Here is a 23,165-nt window from a genome sequence, read left to right as displayed (position 1 = left end):
GCCTTTCCCCCGTGCCCCGTCTGTCTGAAGTCATCGCCGCCCTCGACGCCCTCTGGCCCCCCGAGCGGGCCGAGGGATGGGACGCGGTCGGGACGGTCTGCGGCGATCCGGACACGGAGGTCGACCGGGTGCTGTTCGCCGTCGATCCGGTCCGCGAGATCGCCGACGAGGCCCTGGAGCTCGGCGCCCAGCTGATCGTCACCCACCACCCGCTCTATCTGCGCGGGACGACGACGGTCGCCGCCGACACCTTCAAGGGCCGGGTCGTCCACACCCTCATCAAGCACGACATCGCGCTCCACGTCGCGCACACCAACGCCGACACCGCGGACCCCGGCGTCTCCGACGCCCTGGCCGGCGCCCTCGACCTGCGGATCACCGGGCCCCTGGTCCCCGACCCCACCGACCCCGAGGGCCGGCGCGGACTCGGCCGGATCTGCGAACTGGACCACCCCGAGACCCTGGCCGCCTTCGCCGCCCGGGCCGCCGCCCGGCTCCCCGCCACCGCGCAGGGCATCCGGCTGGCCGGCGACCCGGAGGCGCTCGTGCGCACCGTCGCCGTCAGCGGCGGCTCCGGCGACAGCCTCTTCGACGCCGTGCGCGCCGCGGGCGTCGACGCCTTCCTCACCGCCGACCTGCGCCACCACCCGGCGTCCGAGGCCGTGCAGCACTCGCCGCTCGGCCTTGTCGACGCCGCCCACTGGGCCACCGAATGGCCCTGGTGCGAGCAGGCGGCCGCCCAGCTCGACGCGCTTTCCGACCGCCACGGATGGGACCTGCGGGTCCATGTCTCGAAGCAGGTCACCGACCCCTGGACCACCCACCATTCCTCTGGAGCCCCCAACTGAACGCCGCGCCCGCCGACCAGATCCGACTTCTCGACGTCCAGGCCCTCGACCTCCGTCTCGCCCAGCTCTCCCACAAGCGCACCTCGCTGCCGGAACACGCCGAGATCGAGCAGCTCAGCAGCGACCTCGCCCAGCTGCGTGACCTGCTGGTCGCCTCCACCACCGAGGAGAGCGACACCACCCGCGAGCAGACCAAGGCCGAGCAGGACGTCGACCAGGTGCGCCAGCGTGCCGTCCGCGACCAGCAGCGCCTCGACTCCGGCGCGGTCTCCTCGCCCAAGGACCTGGAGAGCCTCCAGCGCGAGATCGTCTCGCTCGCCAAGCGCCAGGGAGACCTGGAGGACGTGGTCCTGGAGATCATGGAGCGCCGTGAGGGCGCCCAGGAGCGGGTCGCCGAGCTGACCGAGCGGGTCGCCGCCGTCCAGGCGAAGGTCGACGACGCCACCGCCCGCCGCGACGCCGCGACCGCCGAGCTGGACGCCGAGGCCGCCACGGTGACCAAGGACCGCCAGGTCGTCGCCGAGGTCATCCCCGCCGACCTGCTGAAGCTGTACGACAAGCTCCGCGCCCAGCAGGGCGGGGTCGGCGCCGCCCGGCTCTACCAGCGCCGCTGCGAGGGCTGCCGGCTGGAGCTGAACATGGCCGAGGTGGGCGACGTGCGCGCCGCGTCCCCCGACACGGTCCTGCGCTGCGAGAACTGCCACCGGATCCTGGTCCGCACCTCGGAGTCGGGCCTGTAATGAGCGCCGCGCGCCAGGTGGTGGTCGAGGCCGACGGCGGATCCCGGGGCAACCCGGGGCCCGCCGGTTACGGTGCGGTCGTCATCGACCCGGCCACCGGCGAACCCCTCGCCGAGACCGCCGAGTACATCGGCGTCGCGACGAACAACGTCGCCGAGTACCGGGGCCTGATCGCCGGTCTGACCGCCGCGAAGGCGCTGTTCCCGGACGCGGGGGACGCGCTGCGGGTCCACGTCCGGATGGACTCCAAGCTGGTCGTCGAGCAGATGTCGGGGCGCTGGAAGATCAAGCACCCCGACATGAAGCCGCTGGCGGCCCGCGCCGCCGCGGTCCTGCCGCCGTCCTCGGTGACGTACGAGTGGATCCCGCGCGCGCAGAACAAGCACGCGGACCGGCTCGCCAACGAGGCGATGGACGCGGGCCGCGACGGCAGGCAGTGGGAGGCGTCCGCCTCGACGGCTGTCCTGGACGCCCCGGCACGCACCCCGAGCACCCTGCCGCCCGTCCAGGGCCCGCCCGGCGACCAGGTCGCGGGCGCGGCCAAGGCCCGTGCGGCCCTCGCCGCCGCACGCGGCGCAGCCGACACCCTCTTCCCGGTGCCGGAGCCCGGGGTGCCGGACACCGCGGTCCCCGCGGCGCCGGTCTCCGCACCGGCCCCCGGGCAGCCTGCCGGAACCGCGTCGGAGAAGGCCGGAGCCCCGCAGCAGAAGGCCGGAGTCCCGCAGACCGGCTGGGGTTCGGCCCCCGACCTGGGCGCGCCCGCCACGCTCGTCCTGCTCCGGCACGGCGAGACCGCCCTCACGCCCGAGAAGCGGTTCTCCGGCAGCGGCGGCACCGACCCCGAACTCTCCGCCACCGGCCGGGGCCAGGCCGAGCGGGCCGCCGGGCACTTCGCCGCCCTGGGCACCGTCCAGGAGATCGTCAGCTCCCCGCTGCGCCGTTGCCGCGAGACCGCCGCGGCCGTCGCCGACCGCCTCGGCCTCGACGTACGGATCGACGAGGGCCTGCGCGAGACGGACTTCGGCGCGTGGGAGGGCCTGACCTTCGGGGAGGTACGGGAGCGGTACGCCGACGACCTGACCGCCTGGCTGGCCTCCCCGGACACCGCCCCGACCGGCGGCGGCGAGAGCTTCGCGGAGGTCGCCGAGCGGGTCGCGGCCGCCCGGGACCGGATCGTCGCCCGCTCCGCGGGCCGCACGGTCCTGCTCGTCACCCATGTGACCCCGATCAAGACGCTCGTCCGGCTCGCCCTGGGAGCCCCGCCCGAGGCGCTGTTCAGGATGGAGCTGTCGGCCGCCTCGATCTCCACGGTCGCCTACTACGCGGACGGCAACGCCTCCGTACGCCTGCTCAACGACACGTCCCACCTGCGCTAGCGGGAGCACGGGCCCCATGACTTGGTCGACCGGGCTGCTCGGGTTCGCCGCCGGGATGCTGATCTCCGTGGCCACCGCGCCGGTGGGCGTCTCCGGCGCGGTGTTCCTGCTGCCGGTCCAGATCAGCGTGCTCGGGGTGCCCAGCCCGGCGGTCACCCCCACCAACCTGCTCTACAACGTGGTGGCGGGCCCCGGGGCCCTGCTGCGGCACCACAGGGCCGGCACCCTGCGGGGACCGCTGACCAGGCTGCTCGTCCTGGGCACCGTTCCCGGCGTCGTCGTCGGCGCGGTGATCCGGGTGTTCGCGGTGCCGGGCCCGACGGTGTTCCGGCTGCTCATCGCCGTCCTGCTGCTGCCGCTGGGAAGCTGGCTCTGCCTGCGCACCCTGCGCCGCGCCACCCGCACGGCCCCCGAGCGGGAGCCCTCGGCCCGCGCCGTCACCCGGCTGGCCATGGCGGTCGGTGTGGCCGGAGGGATCTACGGGATCGGCGGCGGATCGCTCCTCGGCCCGATCCTGGTGGGGCGCGGCATGCCGGTGGCGAAGGTCGCCCCGGCCGCGCTCGCCGCCACCTTCGTGACCTCGGCCGTCGGCGCGGGGACGTACGCGCTGCTGTCCCTGACCGCCACCGGTGACATCGCGCCGTACTGGTCCCTCGGCCTGGCCTGCGGACTCGGCGGGCTGTGCGGGGGCTACCTCGGGGCCCGCCTCCAGCCCCGCCTCCCCGAGACGGCGCTGCGGCTGCTGCTGGGGGTGCTGGCCCTCGGTGTCGGCGGGCTCTACGCCGTACAGATCCTGCGCTGAGGGCCTCGCCCGCGCGGGACTGCTGAGGGCCCCGCCCGCGCAGGGCCACGGGGCGAGCGCCGCCCGCGGGGGCGGCGAGGGCGCCTTCGCGGCTACGCGCCGAGCGCCGCCGCCTCGGCCGCCAGGCGGGCCACCCGGTCCCAGTCCTTCGCCGCCACCGCATCGCCCGGCACCATCCAACTGCCGCCCACGCAGCCGACGTTGGGCAGCGCGAGATACGACGGCGCGGAGGCGAGCGAGATGCCGCCGGTCGGGCAGAACCGGGCCTGGGGGAGCGGTGCGGACAGGGCCTTGAGGTAGGCCGTGCCACCCGCCGCCTCGGCCGGGAAGAACTTCATCTCCCGTACCCCGCGCTCCAGCAGGGCCACCACCTCGGAGGTGGTCGAGACACCGGGGAGGAACGGCACCCCGGACGCCTTCATCGCCTCCAGCAGCGCGTCCGTCCACCCCGGGCTGACCAGGAACCGGGCCCCGGCGTCGACGGTGTCGCGTACGTGCTCCGGCGAGATCACCGTGCCCGCGCCGACCACCGCGCCCGGGACCTCGGCGGCCATGGCCCGGATCGACTCCAGCGCGGCGGGCGTCCGCAGGGTCACCTCGATCGCCGGGAGCCCGCCCGCCACCAGCGCCCGCGCCAACGGCACCGCGTCGGCCGCGTCGTGCAGGACGACGACGGGGACGACGGGCGCGAGATCCAGCACGGAGGCGTCGGACGGGGCGGAGGGCGCGGCAGAGGAGGTCATGGGGTCATCCTGCCGCGCCCAAGGCACTATCTGCAACGAGCGTTGCGCAGTGCGCAACGGTGCTCGTCGGGGGTGGTCAGTGGATGTCCGTCACCACCACGTCCAGCGACCACGGACGCCCGGCCCGCGCGGGGGCCTCGGCCTCCACCACGTACCCGAGGTCCCGCAGCACCTCCACCAACTGCGCCGGGCCCTTGGGCCGCGCACCCGCCACCAGCAGATCGCGCACCAGCCGGCCCTTGGTCGCCTTGTTGAAGTGGCTCACCACGGACCGCTTCTCCACCCCGCCCACCAGCTGGGAGTGCAGCACCCGCACGCTCGCCGTGCGCGAGGCCACCTCGCCCGCCGGCTTCCACGCCGCCGCGTACGCCGAGGACCGCAGGTCCAGGACGAGCCCGTTCCCGGCGGCGTCGGGCAGCACGGTCTCCATCGGGGTGCGCCAGTGCGCGCCGAGCGCACCGAGACCGGGCAGCTTCACCCCCATCGAGCAGCGGTACGGCGGAATCCGGTCGCCGATCCGGACCGCGCCCCACAGCCCCGAGAAGACCAGCAGCGACTTCGCCGCCCGCCGCCGCGCGTCCGCCTCCAGCGAGGCCAGGTCGAGGGCGTCGTACAGCACGCCGGTGTACAGCTCCCCGGCCGGACGGGTCCCGGCGGTGCGCAGCTCGGTGTTCTTGCCGACCTCGCCCCGCAGCCCCACGCTCAGGCCCAGCACCTCACGGGCCTTCTCCTCGTCCGCCTGGCACAGCTCGACCAGCTCGTCCAGCACCGCCGCACGGGCCGGGGCGAGCCCCGGCAGCGACAGCGACTCCGGCTTCAGCGAAGCCCCGCGCCCCGAGGCGGCCTTTCCTTCGGAGGGCGGCAACAGCACGAGCACGGCGGTTCTCCTTCGTACGTACGGCGCAAGCGCGGACCCGGTCGGCGTGCGGGCTCTCCGGGTCCCCGGCAAGGGTACGGGGACGGGGCGCCGGCCCCCGTACGGCGAGGACCGCGCCCCCGGTCCGCGCTCCACCGCGAGCGCCCCGGATGCCGCCCGTCCCCGCTCGGCCTACGCTCGGGCCATGCCCCGCCGCCACCTGCGTATGACCGGTGCAGCCGACTGCTCGCTCGGGGCCGCCCTGCGGGCGCTGCGCACCGAGCTCGACCTGCCCGGAGCCTTCCCGCCCGAGGTGCTCGCGGAAGCGGCGGAAGCGGCGCGCGCCCCGGACCTGTCGGCCCACGAGGACGCCACGGACCTGCCCTTCCTCACCATCGACCCGCCCGGCTCCACGGACCTCGACCAGGCGATGCACCTGGAGCGCCGCCGGGACGGGCGCGGCTACCGGGTGCACTACGCCATCGCGGACGTCGCCGCGTTTCTCCGGCCGGGCGGCGCGCTCGACGCCGAGGCCCACCGCCGGGTCACCACCCTCTACTTCCCCGACGACCGGATCCCCCTCCACCCACCGGTCCTCTCCGAGGGCGCCGCCAGCCTCCTCCCCGGCGAGACCCGCCCGGCCGCGCTGTGGCGGATCGACCTGGACGGCGACGGGCGGGCCGTCCACGCCGACGTGACCCGGGCCCTGGTCCGCAGCCGCGCGAAGCTCGACTACGCGGGCGTCCAGCGGCAGCTCGACACGGGCGCCGCCGAGGAACCCCTCGCCCTGCTGCGGGACATCGGACGGCTGCGCGAGGAACAGGAGGTGGCCCGGGGCGGCATCTCGCTGAACGTCCCCGAACAGGAGATCGTCCAACGGGGCGGCTCCTACGGCCTGGCCTACCGCGCCGCACTCCCCGCCGAGGGATGGAACGCCCAGATCTCCCTGCTCACCGGCATGGCCGCCGCCCGCCTCATGGCCGACACGGGCACCGGCATCCTGCGTACCCTGCCGATCGCCCCGGACGGAGCCGTCGCCCGGCTGCGGCGCTCCGCCCACGCCCTGCGCGTCGACTGGCCGCACCACGTCCCGTACGCCGAGGTCGTCCGCTCCCTCGACCCGACGAGGAGCAACCACGCGGCGTTCCTCCAGGAGTGCACCACCCTGCTGCGCGGCGCGGGCTACACCGCCTTCGACGACGGCGAACTCCCCGACCCCGCCGTGCACGCGGCGGTCGCCGACCTCTACACGCACTGCACCGCGCCGCTGCGCCGCCTCGTCGACCGGTACGCCTCCGAACTCTGCCTCGCCGCGACTGCGGGGAAAGAACCTCCCGCGTGGGTACGGGAGGCCCTCCCCGCCCTCCCGAAGGAGATGGCCGAGGGGACGCGCCGTGCCAACACCGTGGAGCGGGCCTGCGTCGACCTGGTCGAGGCGGCGTTGCTGGAGGGGCGCGTGGGCGAGCTCTTCGACGCGTACGTCGTCGACGTCCAGGAACGCGACCCCGCCGCCGGCACGGTCCACCTCCGGGACCCGGCGATCGTCGGCCGGATCGAGGGCGGCACGGCCCCGCTCCCGCTGGGGGAGCGGCTGCGGGTCCGGCTCACGCAGGCGGGTCCGGCGTCGAGGACGGTGCTGTTCGCTCCGGCGTGAGCGGGGGAGTGGGCGCGGGCATGGGCGGGGCCGTGGGCGTGGGCTTCACGAGAGCCGCGGCGGCTGCCCGGGGATCATCCGCGTTGAACCGGAGCGTCCGGGCGCTGCCGCGCCGGCCGAGCGGCCGCACGAACTCCACCGGCTCCGTCAGCTCCACGGTCACCGTCGTCTGGCTCCCCACCGCCAGATCGAGCGTCCCGTCCCCGTCCACCCGGACCAGCCCGCCGCCCGGGAAGCGCCGGTCCACCCGGGCGGCGGCGATCACGGCGGCGGGCACCCGGAGGTCGAACAGGGCGCCGTAGCGCAGCCGCAGCGAACCGTCCGCCTCCACGAGATGCGGCCGGGTCACGCAGGCCGCCTGCAGGGCGAGGACGATGACGATCCCGTACACGTCCACCACGAGCAGGATCGCGTGGACCAGCGGCCAGGGGATCACCAGGGCCAGCACCACGGTCTCCACGACGGAGACGAAGACGAACGTCCACATGATCCCGGTCTGCGGTTCGGTGTACGAGAACGGCCGGGCCCCCTCCGGAATCCGGTGGCGGCGGCGCAGGACCCACAGCCCGAGACTGTGCAGCGCCCGGAACTCGTGCACCAGCAGCCGCCGCACGGCCACCGGCACCACGGCACGCACCGCGGAGAGTGCGGCCTCCCGGCGCCGGTCCCCGGCCCGCCGCCGTGCCGCGTACAGCGGCCACATGACGCACACCTCCAGCGCGAGCACCCCCACGACCAGCGCCTCGGCCCCCAGCAGAACGGCATCGGGTATCCGGACCCCGGCCACCAGACATACCGCCAGCGCGAGCTCCCCGGGCAGCACCGCCCACATCGCGACCCGCGCGGCCCGCAGGCCCGCCGCCTTCCCGGTACTCACGCGTTCCTCCCCCGCACCCGCTCGGCCAGCGCCTCCATCACCCGGCTCACCACCGCGCGCTGCGCGGGCGGGTAGTCGTCGAGCAGCACCCGCCCGAGCCCCGTCGTCGACGGCTCACCCTCAGGGATCATCGCCAGGACCTCGTCCGGCACGGCGGCGACCAGCTCGGCCGCCAGCGGCGCGATGCGCGGGTCGTCCACCCCGGCCCCGGCCAGCTCGTCGAGCCGCTCGTACAGCACGAGCACCCCCGGGGCCTCGGCCAACGGCCGCAGCGCGGCGAGCAACTCGGCCCCGGCGCCGTCGCCCGCCGCGTCCAGCAACGACAGATGCTCGCGGTCCTTCGCGGCGGCCGGGGACGTGGTGGCGGGCGCGTGCTCCAACAGCGCGGCGAGGGCGGGGGAGAGCGGCCCGTCCGAGGTGAGCGGCGCCTCCAGGAGCACGGCCAGCACCTGCCGCCGCTCGTGGATCTCCCGCTCCTGCCGCGCCAGATCGGCGTCCAGCTCCCCGAGCACCTCGGCCAGCTCCCGCCCCGCGTCGTCGGCGAGCACGTCCCGCACCTCGTCCAGGGAGAGCCCGATCTCCGACAGCCGCCTGATCCTGGCCAGCAGCACGGCGTCGCGGACGGTGTACGCCCGATAGCCGTTGGCCTGCCGGGCGGGCTCGGGCAGGAGGCCGATGTGGTGGTAGTGCCGGACGGCCCGGGAAGTGACTCCCACGAGCGCGGCGATCTCTCCGATACGCATACGGCCAGTAGAAACGTTGACGCTGCGACAAGGTCAAGCACCGGCCCTTCCCACAGTGGGCCCTGCCACGATCGGGCGAAGAGGACCCGATCTCGCGGACCACCAGCCTTCCTCTGTCACATGCTGGTGGGCGACCGAGGAAGGGGAGTGGCATGGCTGCCGGGACATACGACCAGGCCACGCAGGCAGGGATCCTGCTGGAGGGGTTCCTGCTTTTGGGGATGCCGGAAGGCTTCCGGGCGGAACTGATCGAGGGGAAGATCGTGGTAAGGCCGCTGCCGGACGGGGACCACGAGGACTGCATCAACGTGGTCCTGAAACAGGTGCTGAGGAAGTCCCGCACCGACATGGACTTCTCCGGAAACAAAGGACTGGAGCTCCCGACGAGCCAAGGCCGCCCCAGCAACCACGCCGTCCCCGACGGCACGTTCGCTCCCACGGGACTTCGCATCTTCCGCGGCGCCGACCCCTGGATGCCCTGTGAAGGCGTAGCCCTGGTGGTGGAGGTGACCTCCACCAAGCCGCAGGCCGACCGTGAGGCCAAGCGTCGCTGCTACGCCCGCGGTGGCATCCCGCTCTACCTGCTGATCGACCGGGACGACAGCTCGGTGACGCTGTTCAGCGATCCGGAGAACGACGACTACCGCCAGCTCCTCACGATCCCGTACGGGAAACCGCTCCCGCTGCCCGAGCCCTTCGCCTTCGACCTGGAGACCGGTGACTTCGGCTGAGGGACGTCGTCGGGGCCACCTCCAACAGCCCGGTAGGATGGCGATCACGGCAGACGAGCCGGGCGGACGGCCGCGTGAGGCTCCTTCGGGACCTCCCGAGGAACGTCCGGGCTCCACAGGGCAGGGTGGTGGCTAACGGCCACCCGGGGTGACCCGCGGGACAGTGCCACAGAAAACAGACCGCCCGGGACCTCGGTCCCGGGTAAGGGTGAAACGGTGGTGTAAGAGACCACCAGCGCCTGAGGTGACTCAGGCGGCTAGGTAAACCCCACCCGGAGCAAGGTCAAGAGGGGGCGCCCCGGAAACGGGACGGCCCTGCGTGAACGTTCGAGGGCTGCTCGCCCGAGTTCACGGGTAGACCGCACGAGGCCGGCAGCAATGCCGGCCCTAGATGGATGGCCGTCTCCCCGGCCGCCGCGAGGCGACCGGGAGACAGAACCCGGCGTACAGCCCGACTCGTCTGCCGCCTCACCCGGCCCCGGCCGCCGCGCGCCCCACCGGGCGGCTCGGCCCCCGTGCACGGCTTCGGCGCGTTGTTCCCCCGGTCAGATGACCGGCGGCCGGCCCAGCCGTGTCATCTGCCACACCGTGGACCAGCGCATCGGGCGCCGCTCGCCGCACGGGGTGCGGACGCCCTCGGCGAAGCCGCCCGCCCAGGCGCGCAGGCCCTTCGGGTCGCGGGTGCGGGCGAGGGTGAGCAGGGTCCAGGTGCCGAGGTAGGCGGGGACCAGGGGGAGGGGGAGGTTGCGGCGGGCCAGCCAGACGCGGTTGCGGGCCGTCATGCGGTAGTAGACCGCGTGCCGGGCCGGGGACGTCTTGGGGTGCTGGAGCAGCAGCTCGGGCTCGTACAGCACCTTCCAGCCCGCGTCGAGCGCACGCCAGGCGAGGTCGGTCTCCTCGTGGGTGAAGAAGAACTCGGCGGGCCACGGGCCGGTCTGCTCCAGCATCTTCATGGAGAACGCGTGGCCGCCCCCGAGGAAGGCCGTGACCGGGCCGCCGCGCATCGGGTCGCCCGCCCGCAGCCGGGGCACGTGGCGCCGCTGGGTCTCGCCGTGCTCGTCGGCGATCCGGAAGCCGACGATGCCGAGCCGGTCGTCGGCCGCGAAGTGGTCCTGAACCCGGCGGAAGACGTCCTTCTCGACCAGCAGCCCGTCGTCGTCCAGCTCGATCACCACGTCCACGTCGCCGATCTCGGCGAGCCGGCGCAGTCCGGCGTTCCGGCCGCCCGGGCAGCCGAGGTTCTCCGGCAGCTCGATGGTGGTCACCCCGCCGTCGAGGTCCTCCAGGCCGGGGAACGCGGTGAAGTCCGGGAGGGCCGTCCCGTTGCCGATGATCACGAGCCGGGTGGGCCGGACGTCCTGCATGGCGACCGACGCCAGCAGCGCCTCGACCGCCTGCGGGCGGTCCCCCATGGTCACGATGGATACGCCGATGCGTGGTGCGGACAAGTTCGGTACTCCTGGGCTCGGCTGCCGTGCGGCTGCTGGTCGGCTGCGGTGCCCGCGATCGTAACGCCTCGGTGTTCAGTGTGCGGTTACCGCCCGGCCATCCACGGGCTTGTCGGTGTTCAGCAGGGCGTACACGGCCATGTCCCGCCGCCGGTCGCCCACCTGCTGCCAGCCGCGCAGCAGCCCCTCCCGCCGGAAGCCGACGTCCTCGGCGATCCGGGCGGACGCGGTGTTCCACGGCTCGATGAAGAGCTGGAGGCGGTGGACGCCGACGTCGCGCAGGGCCCACCCCGTCACCGTACGCAGCGCGGCGCGGGCGACGCCCTGGCCGCGGGCCGGTGCGGTGAGCCAGTAGCCGAGCGAGGCGCGGCCCTCGGGCAGGTCGCGGAGCCAGAGCCCGATCGCGCCGACCGGGCGCCGGTCCCGGGAGCGGACGATGGCGAACGGGTACCCGGCGCCCGTGGCCGCGCGCTCCCACTGCCTGCGCACGAACGCCTCGGCGGCCGCGTCCGAGTAGCGGGACGGGATCGTGGTGATGAGCGGGATGTACGGGTCGAGCGAGGCCTCGCGTACCAGGGGGAGGTCGCTCATCTCCCAGGGGCGCAGGACGAAGTCCGGTCCCGCGGACATGCTCGGAACGGTCAGCGGCTCGGGCTCGGGCATGTCCGTATCCTCCCGCTGCCGATGCTGTTCCGCCCCCGGGGGCCGGTGCCGGCCCCCGGGGGCGGGACTGTGGGGCCTCTGGGGTGGGACGGTGCGGCCCTGGGGCGGTCCCGCTCCGGTCACCCCTCCGCCGCTGCCGTCCGGTTCCTCTCGGTCAGGAAGTACCCGGCGAGCAGGGCGCCGACGAGGACCAGCGCGGAGTTCACGAGGATGGCGGTGGAGACGCCGGACAGCACGGCCTCCGGCCCCGTCGAGGCCCCCGTCCGGGCGGTGACGATCGCGCTCATCACCGGGATGCCGAGGGTGATGCCGACCTGCTGGGTCATCGTCGCCAGTCCGGTGGCCCGCCCCTGCTCCTCGTCGGGCAGGCCCGAGGTGGCCGTGACCATGAAGCCGACGATCATCAGCATGTTGCCCACACCGCCGACGAAGGTGGCCGCCAGCAGGAGCCAGATCCAGGCGCCGGAGGTGCCGAGCGCGACGAGCGAGAGCGTGGCGACGGCCTGGACGGCCCCGCCCAGCACGATGGCGCGCCGGTTGCCGAACCGGCCCACCGCCCGTCCGCCGAGCATTCCGCCGACGACCGTGCCGACGCCCAGCACACCGAACGCGAGGCCGGTGGCCAGCGCGGAGTAGCCGAGGACCTCCTGGAGGTACAGGGTGAGCAGGAACACCAGCGAGGTCTCGGTGACGAAGGCGATCAGCCCGGCGGCGTTGCCCCAGACGACGCTCCGCCGCTTCAGGATGTGCATCGGGACGAGCGGTGCGGTGGCCCGCTGCTCGATGCGGACGAACGCGATCAGGAGGGCGACGCCGGCGGCCAGGGAGGCCAGTGTGGTGGGGGCGGTCCAGCCGGTCTCGCCGGCCTGGGTGAGGCCGAGGACGAGCAGCAGCAGCCCGCCGGTGACGGTGACCGCGCCGGGCACGTCCAGCCGGGGCCGCCGCTCCGGCCGGGAGTCGGTGATCACGGACGGGGCCAGGATCACGACGAGGGCCGCGACCGGTACGTTGATGAAGAAGGCCCAGCGCCAGGAGAGCAGGTCGGTCAGGAGGCCGCCGAGGATCGCTCCGGCGGTGAATCCGGCCGACATCAGGGCGCCGTTGAGCCCCAGCGCCCGTTCGCGCAGCGGCCCCTCCTTGAACGCGGTGGTCAGCAGCGCGAGTCCGGCGGGGGTGACGGCCGCGGTGGCCAGCCCCTGGAGCACGCGGGCGACGATGAGGACCTCGGGCGAGGTGGCGAGGCCGCCGAGCGCGGAGGAGAGGCCGAGGACGACCATGCCGCCGATGAACAGGTTCTTGCGGCCGACGAGGTCGGCGACGCGTCCGAAGAGCAGCGTGAATCCGGCGGCGGCGAGCGCGAAGGACGTGGCGATCCACTGGAGGTGGGCGAGGGAGAAGCCGAGTCCTTCCCCGACGACGGGCAGCGCCACGTTCAGGATCGAGAAGTCCACCGCGATCATGAACTGGGAGCCGAGCAGCAGGGCCAGCACGAGCTTCTGGCGTCTCGTCATGCGTGGACCGGCGGCGCGGGGGACGCTCGCCGGTCCGGTGGGTGCGGGAGAGGGAGCGGGTGCGGTACGGGACATGGCGGGCGCCTTCCTGAGCACGGAATCCTGAGCACGGAATGGCTTAACGGTCCTGTGGTTCCGTTAAGGTGGTGTCACCGTAACAGGGGAAGCGTTATTAATGGAACTGGAGACCCGTTATGACTTCTGAAGGTTCTGCGGGCGTCGACGCCGACGGTGGGGAGCCGGGCACCGTGCGCCCCGGTGGCCGCACCGCCCGGGTGCGGGAGGCGGTGCTGCGGGCCGCCGGGGACGCGCTGGTCGAGCACGGCTTCGACGGGCTCGACCTGGCCGATGTCGCCCGGCGGGCCGAGGTCGGCAAGACGACCGTCTACCGGCGCTGGTCCGCGCCCGCCGGTCTGGTGGCCGATCTGCTCTCGGACATGGCGGAGCAGTCGCTGCCGCGCGCGGACACCGGATCGCTGGCCGGGGACCTCAGGGCCAACGCCCGACTCGTCGTCCGCACCCTGACCGACCCCCGGCAGGGGCCCCTCTTCGTGGCCGTCATCGCCGCCGCCACCTGCGACCCGCGGGCCGCCGACGCCCTGCACCGCTTCTACGCGGTGCGGATCGGGGAGTGGTCCGGCTGCGTCGAGGCGGCGGTCGGCCGCGGCGAACTGCCCGCCGGTACGGACCCGGGCGAGGTGATCGCGGCGGTGTCGGCGCCCCTGTACTACCGGCTGCTGGCCAGCGGGGCGCCGCTGGACGAGGAGGCGGCGGACCGGGCCGCCGCCGCCGCGGTCGCCGCCGCGCGGGACGGGGTGTACGTACGGTGAGAGGCGGGGGGCGCCCTTGACGGCGACCGGCCTCACGGCTCTCGGACGCATGTCGATAAAGTGCCGGAATGATATTCGGTAAAGCCGGTTTCGGGGGAGCGGTCGCCGACTTCGAGGCGGCGGTGACCGCGCAGGACGCCAAGCGCTCCGGCAAGGCGTTCGTCCGGCTGCAGGAGACCTTCGGGCAGGCCAGGGAGCCGGAGCTGCTGGACGGCGGGCCGCGGCTCGCCGCCGTGCTGGAGCAGGTGCCGCCCGGCCCCCGTGCCGTCGTCGCCGTGCTCGTCGGGGCCTGCGTCGAGCGCGGTGCGGACGCCGAGCGCTGCGCACCGGGGGTGCTGGCCGGGCTGCGGTGGGCCCTGGAGCAGGCCCTGGTGTTCTCCGACGCCTGGGTCGCGACCGGTGGCGGCGCGTTTCCCGTCCCGGACGGCGGCGAGCCGGGCCCGGAGCCCGTGGAGCGGGCCGGCTTCGACGCGGCCGTCGGCTGGTGGACCCTTCCCCAGTGGGAGATGGCCGCCGTCGCGATGCTGAACCACCCCGGCGTGCGGCGGGCGGCCGGCTTCCGGGGCGAGGCCCTGCGGCTGCTCGGGGCGGTGGAGCGGGCCTCCGGCACGGAGTTGAAGTCCCTCGCCTACGCCCTCCTCGTGCTGGACGACGAACCGCTCGTCGCCCTCCACCGGGCGAGCGGCACCGGCTACCTCCTGCGGTTCTCCGGCATCGGGGACAACTTCCAGCTGCACACCCTGCTCGCCGACGCGCTCATCGGCGGCGGTCATGTGGAGGGCCACGCGCCGTCGTCGCAGGAGGCGGCCGTCTGCCGGGAGACCCCCGGTCAGGTGGACACCGTGGGCTCCTTCGACCTGGTGGCCCCGGACGGCGGAATCATCTGGAACGAGGGCGCCCCCGCCGACATCCCCGTCGTCGACGGCGTCCGGCTGCTGGTCCTGGACGAGCCGTCCTACCGGCGGTCCTGGCCCGCGGGCCGCTTCTTCCCCGGTATGCGCGGCGACGCCCTGCTGGAGCGCCCCCTCGACCCGGAGGAGACGGAACGCTGGTACGCCCACGTCTCCCCGGCCAAGGACGCCACCGGCTGAACCGACGCCCCGGGAGGCGGGTCAGCCGATCCGGGCGCCCGTCCCGCTGACCCGGATCCGGGCGTCGCCCGTGCGCAGTTCGACGGTGAGCGTGCCGGGGCGGCCCATGTCCGTCCCCTGGTGCAGCGTCAGCACGGCCGCGTCCGGCACGAGCCCCAGCTCCCGGGCGTACGCGCCGAAGGCCGCCGCCGCGGCGCCCGTCGCCGGGTCCTCGACGACCCCGCCCACCGGGAACGGGTTCCGGACGTGGAAGACCTCGGGCCCCTCGCGCCACACCAGTTGCAGCGTGGTCAGGTCGAGCCGGTGCATCAGCGCTTCGAGGCGCGCGAAGTCGTAGTCCAGGTCCGCCAGCCGCTGCCGGGTGGCGGCGGCCAGCACCAGGTGCCGGGCCCCCGCGTAGGCGATCCGGGGCGGCAGGGCCGGGTCGAGATCGGCGGCCGCCCAGTCCAGGGCCGCCAGCGCCTCCGTCAGGTCGGCCGCGGCGATCTCCTCGACGCGCGGGGTCACGCTGGTGAGGGTGGCACGGAGTTCGCCGCCCTCCCGTACGACGGTCACCGGCACCGGCCCCGCGGCCGTGGCGAACGCCAGCTCGCCCGGCCCGTCCCGTTCGGCCAGGGCGAGCGCCGTGGCGACCGTGGCGTGGCCGCAGAAGGGCACCTCGGCCTTCGGGCTGAAGTAGCGGATCGTGTACGCGCCTTCGCCGGTCCGCTCCGTCAGGAACGCCGACTCGCTGTATCCCAGCTCCGCCGCCACGGCGAGCATCGCTTCCTCGTCCAGCCCGGAGGCGTCCAGGACGACACCGGCGGGGTTCCCGCCCCCGGGGTCGGCGGAGAAGGCGGTGTAGCGCAGGACTTCGGGCGCGGGATCAGGTGTCATGCAGGGGTCCAACCGTGCCGCCGCTCCCGGCATTCCCGATTCCCGGTGCGGCGACAGAGCGGCAGGGCGACAGGGCGGTGCGGCGTGCGGGAGGGGCGGCGTGCGGGAGGGGCGGTCGCGGCCCCCCGTACCGCGACCGGCCCTCCCGGGGCGTGTCAGTGGCAGTTCTTGGCGCCCTTGTTCGCCTTGGTGGACTTCTTCCAGGAGCAGGAGTCCTGGAGCTTTCCGTTCGGCTTGATCAGCCGCGCCGTGTCGCCGGTGTTGTTCCAGACGTACGAGCCCCGGTTCCAGTGCACGGTGCCCGAGACGTTCTTGCCCTTGCCGGTGCGGAGCTTGACGGTCTTGCCCGCGCCGATCGTGTAGCTGCCGAAGGTGTAGGTGTAGCCGGTCTTGTCCTTCACCTTGAAGCCCTTGAGCTGGACCTTCTTCTTGCCGTTGTTGTGGATGTTCACCCACTCGGCGTTCAGCGACTTCGTCGACCGGTTGTCCTTGCCGGGGCCGTCGTACTGCACGAACCCGAAGTGCAGCCCGCCCTGGTGGGCGGCCGCCGAGGCCGGTGCCGCCGTGGCGAGGAGCGAGCCGGCCAGTGCGGTGGCGGCGGCCAGGGCGATCGGCGTAGCGGTGCGTATGCGCATGCGGTGTTCCTTCTGTGTCGTTCTGGTGAAGGCGTAACAGGATGCGATCATACGGACAGCACGCGCTTGCTCGGCCGAGTGCGGAGAAATCGGCAAATTCGGTCACCCAATGGCTAGTTCGTGCACATTCGATCGTGTGCGATCACGCGTGGGCTCGGGGTGGGGCTCAGCCTCGTCCGATGTACGGCATGTTCGTCGCCAGGACCGTGGCGAACTGGACGTTCGCCTCCAGCGGCAGCTCCGCCATGTGCACCACCGTCCGCGCCACGTCGGACGCCGCCATCACCGGCTCCGCCGCCAGTTCCCCGTTGGCCTGGAGGATCCCGGTCGACATCCGCTCGGTCATCTCCGTCGCCGCGTTGCCGATGTCGATCTGCCCGCAGGCGATCCGGTACGGGCGGCCGTCCAGCGACAGGGACTTCGTCAGCCCGGTCATCGCGTGCTTGGTCGCGGTGTACGCGACCGACTGCGGGCGCGGCGCGTGGGCGGAGATCGAGCCGTTGTTGATGATCCGGCCGCCCTGCGGGTCCTGTTCCTTCATCAGCCGGTACGCCGCCTGCGCGCACAGGAACGCGCCCGTCAGGTTCACCTCGACGACCGCCCGCCAGTCCTCGACGGCGAGGTCCTCCAGCGGTACGCCGCCGGGGCCGAACGTGCCCGCGTTGTTGAACAGGAGGTCCAGCCGGCCGAACCGCTCCCGAACGGCGGTGAAGAGTGCGGCGACCTCGTCGGCGTCGGTCACGTCCGTGGTGACGCACAGCGCCTCGGTGTCCCCGGCGGCGGCCGCCGTCTCCGCCAGCGGCTCGGCCCGCCGGCCGGCGAGCGCGAGCGACCAGCCCGCGCTCGCGAGGGCGAGCGCGACGGCCCGCCCGATCCCTGATCCCGCACCCGTGACGACGGCGACTTTCCGGCCGGTCTGCTCAGTGTTCATGGCCCGGCAGCGTACGGGACGGATCGGTGCACGGGGCACGCGGTGCTCATCGACCCGCCATGCGGATGTTGTGCACGCGACAACGGTGCGTCGTCGCGTGCGGCTGCCATGAAGCCCGACAGCATCCGGGCTGAGGAGGGGCATATGACAGCCGCACAGACCATCATGACGCCCGATCAGAGCACACGGGCAACCGAACTCCGCGCCGCCGCACGGCTGCTCGAACCGGGCGTTGGGCGCCGGCGCTTCCTGACCGCCACCGGAGCCGCCGCCGCGCTCGCCTTCGCCGTGAACCTGCCCGCCGCCGGCACGGCGAGCGCCGCCGAACTCGACGCCCGCCGGATCACCGAGGACCCCTTCGCCCTCGGCGTCGCCTCCGGCGACCCGCACCCGGCGTCCGTCCTCATCTGGACCCGGCTCGCCCCCCGCCCCTACGAGCCGGGCGGCGGACTGCCTCGCGGCCGGGTCGAGGTGCGCTGGGAGGTGGCCCGCGACGAGAGCTTCCGCCGCGTCGAGCGGCGAGGCTCCGTCACCGCCCACCCCGAGTTCGCCCACAGCGTCCGCGCCGAGGTCCGGGGCCTCGACTCCGGGCGGGTCTACTACTACCGCTTCCGCACCGGCAGCTGGACCAGCCCGGTCGGCCGCACCCGCACCGCCCCGGCCCCCGGAGCCCGCAACAGCTCCCTGGCCCTGGCCGCCATCTCCTGCCAGGCATACCACGACGGGTACTTCACCGCCCACCGCCACCTCGCCGCCGAGGACGTCGACGTGGTCTTCCACCTCGGCGACTACCTCTACGAGTACGCCGTCACCGCCACCGGCGGCGCCCGCAACTACACCGACCGCAGACTTCCCGCGCACTTCAACCGCGAGACGGTCACCCTGGAGGACTACCGGCTGCGCTACGCCCTCTACAAGTCCGACCCGGACCTGCGCGCCGCCCACGCCGCCCACCCCTTCGTCGTCACCTGGGACGACCACGAGACCGAGAACAACTACGCGGGCGGCACCCCCGAGAACGACGTACCGCCCGAGGAGTTCCTGCTGCGCCGGGCCGCCGCGTACCGCGCGTACTGGGAGAACCAGCCGCTGCGCACCCCGCAGCGCCCCACCGGACCCGACATGCGGCTCTACCGCCGCCTGAAGTTCGGGCGGCTCGCCCAGTTCGACATCCTCGACACCCGCCAGTACCGCAGCGACCAGGCGTACGGCGACGGCTGGCGCACCCCGGGGCCCGAGTCCGAGGACCCCGCGCGCACCATGACCGGGGCCGCCCAGGAACGCTGGCTGACCGACGGCTGGCGGGCCTCGAACGCCACCTGGAACGTCGTCCCGCAGCAGGTGACCTTCGCGCAGCGCCGCGACGTGCCCACCGACGCCTTCAAGCTGTCCATGGACTCCTGGGACGGCTACCCGGCCTCCCGGCAGCGGGTGCTCGCCGGGGCCGAGGCCGCCGGGGTGGAGAACCTGATGGTCCTCACCGGCGACGTCCACGTCTCCTACGCCTTCGACCTGAAGAAGGACTTCGACGACCCCGCGTCGCGCACCGTCGGCACGGAGATCGTCACCACATCCATCAGCAGCGGCAAGGACGGCGCGGACCGGCCCGCCAACTGGGAGAACCAGACCCGCGCCAACCCGCACCTGAAGCACTACAACGGGCGGCGCGGCTACGCGCTCGTCACCCTGGGGACGAAGGAAGCCCGCGCCGACTTCCGTACGGTGGCGGCGGTCACGACCCCCGGCGCACCCGTCGCCACAGCGGCCTCCTTCGTCACCGAGGCCGGGAACCCGGGGCTCACCCCCGCGTAACGGCACGCGCCCGCGCAACCGGGCTCAGCGGTCCGCCGGGTAGCGGACGCCGATACGGTCCCGTACCGCGTCGAGCGTCCGCATCACCGCCAGCGAACCCTCCAGCGGAACGAGCGGGGACTCGCTCTCGCCCGCCCGCACCGCCCGTGCCACCTCGACGGCCTCGTACTGCATGCCCGAGAGCCCCTGCGGCCCAGGACCCGAGGTGATCGTCTCCGGCTCCGCGCCCGCCCGCCGCAGGACGAAGTGGTCCGGGTGGAAGAAGTCGCGCGGGATGTCGATCCGCCCGGCCGTGCCGATGACGGTCGCCGCCGTCGGGTGGTGGCCGACGATCGAGCACGAGAGCAGCGCGTTCGCGCCGGAGTCCCAGCCGAGCAGCATCCCGGTGTTCAGGTCGACGCCCTCCGGGGACAGCAGCGCGTCGGCCGCCACCCGGTCCGGCTCGCCCAGCAGCAGATGCGCGAACGACACCGGGTAGACCCCGAGGTCCAGCAGCGCCCCGCCGCCCAGGCCCGGATCGCGCAGCCGGTGCCCGGCGGCGAAGTCGCCCGCGAAGCCGAAGTCCGCCTGTACGGTGCGGATCTCGCCGATCGCCCCGTCCCGGACCAGCTCGGTGAGCCGGCGGACCACCGGGTTGAGATAGGTCCACATGGCCTCCATCAGGAAGAGGCCGCGGTCCCGCGCGAGCGCCACCAGCTCCTTGGCCTCCCGGCTGTTGAGCGTGAACGCCTTCTCGCACAGCACATGCTTCCCGGCCCGCAGCGCGAGCGAGGCCGCCGCGTGGTGCGCCGAGTGCGGGGTGGCCACGTACACCACGTCCACCTCGTCGTCGGCGACCAGCTCCGCCCAGCTGCCGTAGGCCCGGGCGATCCCGTGCCGCTCGGCGAATCCCCGCGCCGAGGCCTCCGTGCGCGAGGCCACCGCCACCACCTCGGCGTCGGGGAGCCCCTGCACGTCCGCCGTGAACCTCGCGGCTATGCCGCCCGTCGCCAGAACACCCCAGCGCACCGTCCCACCCATGCCCACCACCCCAGCCCGCCCGAAAAAGGTATCGACCACTCCGGCCGAGCTGAGAGCATAGATGCGGATTCAACGATGTGGAGATGAGAATGCCGGACAGCGGCGGTAGCCGGGCCCAGCGAGCGCACATACCCACCACCGGGACCGGGGCCGACGACCGGCCGGTCCCGCACGGGGACGCCGGAGCGCTCTCCGTCGACCCGGCCGCCCCGCAGGTCACCGCCCCGGCCGGACTCCCGGAAACCGCCGGCCTTTCCGGCCCGGCGGCGAGGACCGCCCGGCGCACCGGCCTCCTGGTCACCATGGTCCTCGGCGGACTCACCGCACTGCCGCCGCTGTCCATGGACATGTACCTCCCGGCGCTCCCCGCGGTCACCGACTCCCTGAGCGCCCCCGCCGCCACCATCCAGCTCACCCTGACCGCGTGCCTGGCCGGAATGGCACTCGGCCAGCTCGTCGTCGGACCGATGAGTGACCGCTGGGGCCGCCGGAAGCCGCTGCTCCTCGGCATGGTCGTCTACGTCCTCGCCACCGCGATCTGCGCCCTGGCACCCACCGCCGAACTCCTCATCGGCTTCCGCCTCCTCCAGGGGCTCGCGGGCGCGGCCGGCATCGTCATCGCGCGGGCCGTGGTGCGCGACCTCTACGACGGCGTGGAGATGGCCCGGTTCTTCTCCACCCTGATGCTGATCTCCGGCGTCGCCCCGGTCATCGCCCCGGTGATCGGCGGGCAGGTCCTGCGGATCACCGACTGGCGGGGCATCTTCGTCGTGCTGACCGTCGTCGGCATCGTGCTCACCCTGGTCGTCTGGAAGTGGCTGCACGAGACGCTGCCGCCCGCCGACCGCCACACCGGCGGGGTCGCCGACGCCCTGCGCACCATGCGCGGGCTGCTCGCCGACCGGGTCTTCACCGGCTACATGGTCGCGGGCGGGCTCGCCTTCGCCGTCCTGTTCGCGTACATCGCCGCCTCCCCGTTCGTCGTGCAGGAGATCTACGGTGCCTCGCCGCAGACCTTCAGCCTGCTCTTCGGGCTCAACTCGATCGGCCTGATCACCGTCGGCCAGATCAACGGCAAGCTGCTCGTGGGCCGGATCAGCCTCGACAAGGTGCTCGGCTTCGGCCTCGCGGTGATCGTGCTGGCCGCCGTCGCGCTGCTCCTCATGACGACCGGCGTCTTCGGCGAGGTCGGCCTCGTACCGGTCGCGGCCGGGCTCTTCGTGCTGATGTCGGCGATGGGGCTCGCGATGCCGAACACCAACGCCCAGGCCCTGATGCGCACCAAGCACGCGGCGGGCTCCGCCTCCGCGCTGCTCGGCACGTCCTCGTTCCTCATCGGCGCCGTCGCCTCCCCGCTGGTCGGCATCGCGGGGGAGGACACGGCCGTCCCGATGGCCCTCGTCCAGGTCGTGTGCGCGGTGGCGGCGGTGGCCTGCTTCCTGCTCCTGTGCCGACCCTGGCAGCGCGCGGGCCGCGAGGCCGGCGGTCTCTGACACAGGCCCCGCCGGCCGCCGCGACACGGGCCCGCCGGCCGTCCCGGCTTCAGCCGGTGCGGGGGTAGCCGATCAGATGCGTGCGGTCCTGCCGGTCGGTCCAGCGGAACACCCCGACCCCCGTCGTCTCCGTCCCCGGCAGCCGCGCGTTGCGCGACAGCCGGTCGGTGCTCCAGGTGGCGAAGTCCATCGCGACCGGGAGCCCGCCGCCGGACAGGGCCTCCGAGGCGTCGCGCGCGTTCTCGGCCCCGTACGCGATGCCGTCGTCCGTCACCGTGGCCAGCGTCAGATGGGCGGCGCCGCCCTCGTCCTCGAAGCAGCGGCCCTGCTTCGCCTTCAGGTCGAAGGCCAGGTTCCCGGCGATCAGGTAGTCGCCCGAGGGGGAGAGGACCGCCTGCGGGAAGCGCCCCGGCTTTATGGCGGGCTTGTGGCACTCCACCGAGGTGAGGACCTCGCCGGTCGCCGCGTCGTGCACCGCCCACAGCTCGTGGGTCGCCGCCCGCTTGGTCTTCTTCGCGGGCGCCCACTTCGCCAGCACCTGGTCCGGGGTCACCGACGTCACCACACCGCTGCCCTTGTCGGTGCCCTTGGGCGCGACCTTCCGGCTGAACCAGCCGCCGCGCACCCAGAACTCCCGGGCGCCGCCCAGCAGCAGGCCCCCGGCGGTCTGACCGTGCACCTCGGTGAGCTGCTTGCACGCCGTGCAGCCCTTGGGGTACTTCAGCTCGTCCGCGCTCAGTTCGGACACCTCACCGGTGACCGGGTCGACCAGGGTGCTGTTCGCCTTCCCGTCGCTGACCACGATGTCCGGTCCGGTCGTGCTGACGTTCGGGGCCCCGGACCAGGGCACCTCGACACGCTGCCGGTTCCCGTTCGTGACGTCGTACAGATCGAGCGCGAGGAACGTGCTCGCGGGTGACAGCCCGTCGCCGACCTTCCCGTAGGACCAGGTCACGAAGAACTGCCGGTCACCCTTGGCCACCGTGGCGAGCTTGGGGAAGTGCAGCGGGTCCGGCTGCCGCCAGGCCTTGCCGCGCCAGCCCAGCTCACCGGTGGCCGTGTCGACGGTGCGCAGCCGGTAGCGGTTGTCCTTCGACCGCTCCAGATAGGCCAGCAGCCCCGTCGCGTGGGAGACGGTGACGTCGGGGGAGGAGCCGATGATCTCCCAGCCCCGGTCCGTCGTGTACTGCGGCGGAACGGTCAGCCGGGTCACCGGACCCGCGCTCGGCAGCACCGGCTTCGCCGTCGCGGCAGCCGCGCCGTCCTTCTCGTCCTTGTCGCCGGCGCTGCCGCCGCAGGTGGCCAGCAGCAGGAGCAGGGCGAGGAAGACCACCCCGCCGACCAGGACCAGCCGCACGATCTTCTGTCTCATGGATCCCTCGCTGGACCTTGGTGATCTGGTGCCGCTCACGCGCGGGCCAGCGTAGCAACAGGCTTCCGGCGGCGTGGAGTTCGCAGGATTCCTGTTCCGTACCGATTACGTGG

Annotated in this window: 22 protein-coding genes and 1 other RNA gene; 11 read left to right on the top strand and 12 right to left on the bottom strand. The window is 73.7% G+C overall.

All coding sequences use genetic code 11. The annotated features are described in order from the left end of the window. Positions 1-11 precede the first annotated feature (11 nt). Genes IE272_RS02545 through IE272_RS02530 form a run of 4 tightly spaced genes read left to right on the top strand, consistent with a single transcriptional unit; the run spans position 12 to position 3,766 of the window. Positions 12-848 (top strand): Nif3-like dinuclear metal center hexameric protein, encoded by an 837-nt coding sequence (locus tag IE272_RS02545; protein WP_056706612.1) that lies wholly within the window; start codon positions 12-14, stop codon positions 846-848. Further along, a complete protein-coding gene (locus IE272_RS02540; protein WP_179889976.1) occupies positions 845-1,588 on the top strand; it encodes a zinc ribbon domain-containing protein in 744 nt (247 codons plus the stop codon). The genes IE272_RS02545 and IE272_RS02540 overlap by 4 nt, the downstream gene beginning before the upstream one ends. Further along, a complete protein-coding gene (locus IE272_RS02535; protein WP_190006151.1) occupies positions 1,588-2,964 on the top strand; it encodes a bifunctional RNase H/acid phosphatase in 1,377 nt (458 codons plus the stop codon). Before IE272_RS02540 ends, IE272_RS02535 begins: the two co-directional genes overlap by 1 nt. 16 nt (positions 2,965-2,980) lie before the next feature. After that, positions 2,981-3,766, top strand: coding sequence for a sulfite exporter TauE/SafE family protein (locus tag IE272_RS02530; RefSeq protein WP_190006150.1), 786 nt, complete (start codon positions 2,981-2,983; stop codon positions 3,764-3,766). 92 nt (positions 3,767-3,858) lie between these two features. On the opposite strand, the gene eda is transcribed toward IE272_RS02530, so the two are convergent. Together eda and yaaA are read right to left on the bottom strand one after the other, a co-directional pair. Then, the gene (gene eda, locus IE272_RS02525; RefSeq protein ID WP_047176337.1) at positions 3,859-4,509 is read right to left on the bottom strand and encodes a bifunctional 4-hydroxy-2-oxoglutarate aldolase/2-dehydro-3-deoxy-phosphogluconate aldolase; all 651 of its coding nucleotides are present in this window, start codon (positions 4,507-4,509) and stop codon (positions 3,859-3,861) included. A 76-nt stretch (positions 4,510-4,585) separates the two neighbouring features. Next, positions 4,586-5,386 carry a peroxide stress protein YaaA gene (yaaA, locus tag IE272_RS02520; RefSeq protein WP_190006149.1) on the bottom strand — a complete coding sequence of 267 codons (801 nt, stop codon included), beginning with the start codon at positions 5,384-5,386 and terminating at the stop codon, positions 4,586-4,588. Positions 5,387-5,570: 184 nt separating this feature from the next. On the opposite strand from yaaA, the gene IE272_RS02515 reads away from it, so the two are divergent. After that, on the top strand, positions 5,571-7,019 hold the full coding sequence (locus tag IE272_RS02515; RefSeq protein WP_056706604.1) for an RNB domain-containing ribonuclease: 1,449 nt from the start codon (positions 5,571-5,573) through the stop codon (positions 7,017-7,019). On the opposite strand, the gene IE272_RS02510 is transcribed toward IE272_RS02515, so the two are convergent. Beyond that, complete coding sequence (locus IE272_RS02510) at positions 6,970-7,851, bottom strand: hypothetical protein (protein WP_190006317.1); 882 nt, start codon at positions 7,849-7,851, stop codon at positions 6,970-6,972. The two genes, IE272_RS02515 and IE272_RS02510, sit on opposite strands and share 50 nt — an antisense overlap. Before the next feature lie 41 nt (positions 7,852-7,892). Beyond that, on the bottom strand, positions 7,893-8,639 hold the full coding sequence (locus IE272_RS02505; RefSeq protein ID WP_190006148.1) for a MerR family transcriptional regulator: 747 nt from the start codon (positions 8,637-8,639) through the stop codon (positions 7,893-7,895). Positions 8,640-8,791: 152 nt separating this feature from the next. On the opposite strand from IE272_RS02505, the gene IE272_RS02500 reads away from it, so the two are divergent. Both IE272_RS02500 and rnpB read left to right on the top strand, forming a co-directional pair. Further along, on the top strand, positions 8,792-9,370 hold the full coding sequence (locus IE272_RS02500) for a Uma2 family endonuclease (RefSeq protein WP_190006147.1): 579 nt from the start codon (positions 8,792-8,794) through the stop codon (positions 9,368-9,370). 54 nt (positions 9,371-9,424) lie between these two features. Beyond that, positions 9,425-9,833, top strand: an RNA gene (gene rnpB, locus IE272_RS02495) — RNase P RNA component class A. 82 nt (positions 9,834-9,915) lie between these two features. On the opposite strand, the gene IE272_RS02490 is transcribed toward rnpB, so the two are convergent. From IE272_RS02490 to IE272_RS02480, 3 genes are all read right to left on the bottom strand, one after another. Then, entirely contained in the window at positions 9,916-10,818 is a 903-nt protein-coding gene (locus IE272_RS02490) for a glycosyltransferase family 2 protein (RefSeq protein WP_050357912.1), read from the bottom strand. A 75-nt stretch (positions 10,819-10,893) separates the two neighbouring features. Next, on the bottom strand, positions 10,894-11,481 hold the full coding sequence (locus tag IE272_RS02485) for a GNAT family N-acetyltransferase (RefSeq protein WP_056706600.1): 588 nt from the start codon (positions 11,479-11,481) through the stop codon (positions 10,894-10,896). A gap of 119 nt (positions 11,482-11,600) precedes the next feature. Further along, positions 11,601-12,992, bottom strand: a complete 1,392-nt coding sequence (locus IE272_RS02480; protein WP_190006146.1) for an MFS transporter — start codon at positions 12,990-12,992, stop codon at positions 11,601-11,603. A 194-nt stretch (positions 12,993-13,186) separates the two neighbouring features. Here IE272_RS02480 and IE272_RS02475 point away from each other — a divergent pair, with 194 nt between their 5' ends. Beyond that, positions 13,187-13,822, top strand: coding sequence for a TetR/AcrR family transcriptional regulator (locus IE272_RS02475; protein WP_073741829.1), 636 nt, complete (start codon positions 13,187-13,189; stop codon positions 13,820-13,822). Between the two features lie 68 nt (positions 13,823-13,890). Then, entirely contained in the window at positions 13,891-14,913 is a 1,023-nt protein-coding gene (locus IE272_RS02470) for a hypothetical protein (RefSeq protein ID WP_190006145.1), read from the top strand. A 21-nt stretch (positions 14,914-14,934) separates the two neighbouring features. Here IE272_RS02470 and IE272_RS02465 read toward each other — a convergent pair whose 3' ends face one another. From IE272_RS02465 to IE272_RS02455, 3 genes are all read right to left on the bottom strand, one after another. Then, positions 14,935-15,789 (bottom strand): PhzF family phenazine biosynthesis protein, encoded by an 855-nt coding sequence (locus IE272_RS02465; protein ID WP_190006144.1) that lies wholly within the window; start codon positions 15,787-15,789, stop codon positions 14,935-14,937. Between the two features lie 155 nt (positions 15,790-15,944). Then, complete coding sequence (locus IE272_RS02460) at positions 15,945-16,424, bottom strand: lamin tail domain-containing protein (protein WP_050357918.1); 480 nt, start codon at positions 16,422-16,424, stop codon at positions 15,945-15,947. A gap of 166 nt (positions 16,425-16,590) precedes the next feature. Beyond that, positions 16,591-17,355 (bottom strand): SDR family oxidoreductase, encoded by a 765-nt coding sequence (locus IE272_RS02455; protein WP_056711819.1) that lies wholly within the window; start codon positions 17,353-17,355, stop codon positions 16,591-16,593. Positions 17,356-17,499: 144 nt separating this feature from the next. Between IE272_RS02455 and IE272_RS02450 the strand changes: the two genes are divergently transcribed. Continuing rightward, positions 17,500-19,167 carry an alkaline phosphatase D family protein gene (locus tag IE272_RS02450; protein ID WP_190006143.1) on the top strand — a complete coding sequence of 556 codons (1,668 nt, stop codon included), beginning with the start codon at positions 17,500-17,502 and terminating at the stop codon, positions 19,165-19,167. A 24-nt stretch (positions 19,168-19,191) separates the two neighbouring features. Here the strand turns inward: IE272_RS02450 and IE272_RS02445 are convergent, their stop codons facing one another. Continuing rightward, positions 19,192-20,187, bottom strand: coding sequence for a Gfo/Idh/MocA family protein (locus IE272_RS02445; protein ID WP_190006142.1), 996 nt, complete (start codon positions 20,185-20,187; stop codon positions 19,192-19,194). An 89-nt stretch (positions 20,188-20,276) separates the two neighbouring features. Here IE272_RS02445 and IE272_RS02440 point away from each other — a divergent pair, with 89 nt between their 5' ends. Beyond that, positions 20,277-21,680, top strand: a complete 1,404-nt coding sequence (locus IE272_RS02440) for a multidrug effflux MFS transporter (RefSeq protein WP_050357920.1) — start codon at positions 20,277-20,279, stop codon at positions 21,678-21,680. Between the two features lie 49 nt (positions 21,681-21,729). Here the strand turns inward: IE272_RS02440 and IE272_RS02435 are convergent, their stop codons facing one another. Further along, entirely contained in the window at positions 21,730-23,052 is a 1,323-nt protein-coding gene (locus tag IE272_RS02435) for a hypothetical protein (RefSeq protein WP_050357921.1), read from the bottom strand. Positions 23,053-23,165 lie beyond the last annotated feature (113 nt).

Source organism: Streptomyces anulatus, assembly GCF_014650675.1.
Classification (GTDB): Bacteria; Actinomycetota; Actinomycetes; order Streptomycetales; family Streptomycetaceae; genus Streptomyces; species Streptomyces anulatus.
The sequence above is the reverse complement of the archived record's forward strand: the minus strand, read 5'-3'. Positions and strand labels throughout refer to the sequence as shown.

Coding starts and splice junctions, on each gene's coding strand:
- IE272_RS02460 (WP_050357918.1), bottom strand. CDS start 16,424: ATGCGCATACGCACCGCTACGCCGATCGCCCTGGCCGCCGCCACCGCA.
- IE272_RS02440 (WP_050357920.1), top strand. CDS start 20,277: ATGCCGGACAGCGGCGGTAGCCGGGCCCAGCGAGCGCACATACCCACC.
- IE272_RS02480 (WP_190006146.1), bottom strand. CDS start 12,992: ATGACGAGACGCCAGAAGCTCGTGCTGGCCCTGCTGCTCGGCTCCCAG.
- IE272_RS02455 (WP_056711819.1), bottom strand. CDS start 17,355: ATGAACACTGAGCAGACCGGCCGGAAAGTCGCCGTCGTCACGGGTGCG.
- IE272_RS02475 (WP_073741829.1), top strand. CDS start 13,187: ATGACTTCTGAAGGTTCTGCGGGCGTCGACGCCGACGGTGGGGAGCCG.
- IE272_RS02500 (WP_190006147.1), top strand. CDS start 8,792: ATGGCTGCCGGGACATACGACCAGGCCACGCAGGCAGGGATCCTGCTG.
- IE272_RS02510 (WP_190006317.1), bottom strand. CDS start 7,851: ATGTGGGCGGTGCTGCCCGGGGAGCTCGCGCTGGCGGTATGTCTGGTG.
- eda (WP_047176337.1), bottom strand. CDS start 4,509: ATGACCTCCTCTGCCGCGCCCTCCGCCCCGTCCGACGCCTCCGTGCTG.
- IE272_RS02505 (WP_190006148.1), bottom strand. CDS start 8,639: ATGCGTATCGGAGAGATCGCCGCGCTCGTGGGAGTCACTTCCCGGGCC.
- IE272_RS02535 (WP_190006151.1), top strand. CDS start 1,588: ATGAGCGCCGCGCGCCAGGTGGTGGTCGAGGCCGACGGCGGATCCCGG.
- IE272_RS02530 (WP_190006150.1), top strand. CDS start 2,981: ATGACTTGGTCGACCGGGCTGCTCGGGTTCGCCGCCGGGATGCTGATC.
- IE272_RS02435 (WP_050357921.1), bottom strand. CDS start 23,052: ATGAGACAGAAGATCGTGCGGCTGGTCCTGGTCGGCGGGGTGGTCTTC.
- IE272_RS02445 (WP_190006142.1), bottom strand. CDS start 20,187: ATGGGTGGGACGGTGCGCTGGGGTGTTCTGGCGACGGGCGGCATAGCC.
- IE272_RS02485 (WP_056706600.1), bottom strand. CDS start 11,481: ATGCCCGAGCCCGAGCCGCTGACCGTTCCGAGCATGTCCGCGGGACCG.
- IE272_RS02515 (WP_056706604.1), top strand. CDS start 5,571: ATGCCCCGCCGCCACCTGCGTATGACCGGTGCAGCCGACTGCTCGCTC.
- IE272_RS02450 (WP_190006143.1), top strand. CDS start 17,500: ATGACAGCCGCACAGACCATCATGACGCCCGATCAGAGCACACGGGCA.
- IE272_RS02470 (WP_190006145.1), top strand. CDS start 13,891: ATGATATTCGGTAAAGCCGGTTTCGGGGGAGCGGTCGCCGACTTCGAG.
- IE272_RS02465 (WP_190006144.1), bottom strand. CDS start 15,789: ATGACACCTGATCCCGCGCCCGAAGTCCTGCGCTACACCGCCTTCTCC.